General features: G+C 36.9%; 1 pseudogene. It reads left to right on the top strand.

Annotated features, from left to right (window positions below):
- Window positions 1–54: 54 nt before the first annotated feature.
- Window positions 55–566 (top strand): annotated as a pseudogene (locus tag KJS58_RS24840) (transposase); the annotation flags it as partial.

Genomic DNA, 566 nt, shown 5'->3' with positions numbered 1-566 from the left:
TGAACTGCACCCCAAATGTTAGACATCAACTAACATTGGAGGTGCAGTTTTTATATGGCTAAGTTTAGTTCAGATGAAAAATTACAAGCAGTTATGCGCTATCAAAATGGATCGGAAGGTATAAAATCGATTGCGAGATCTATAGGGATCCATCATTCTGTTTTATTAAATTGGATTAAACAATATGAGCACCATGGTGAAGAGGTTTTTAAAAAGCGCTATACACCGTATTCCTTACAGGATAAACTAGACGTACTTAATTATATGAACGAATTCGGGACGTCTGTTAGAGAAACGGCAGCAATATTTAATATTGCGAGTCATAGTACCATTTTAAGCTGGCAAGAGAGCTTAGAATTACATGGAATGGACGCCCTAAGACCAAAGAAAAAGGGGCGTCCATCCGTGAAAAAAGAATCGATCAAACAGAAGAATCAAACGTTAGTAGAAGGGTCTGTAGAGGCCTTACAGGCAGAAGTGGAACGTTTACGAATGGAAAATGAGTATTTAAAAAAGTTAAATGCCTTAGTTCAAAACAAGAAAAAATCACCAAGGAAGACAAAGTA

This window comes from Paenibacillus sp. J45TS6 (genome assembly GCF_018403285.1).
Lineage (GTDB): Bacteria > Bacillota > Bacilli > Paenibacillales > Paenibacillaceae > Paenibacillus.
This window is presented reverse-complemented; position numbering and strand designations above follow the sequence as displayed.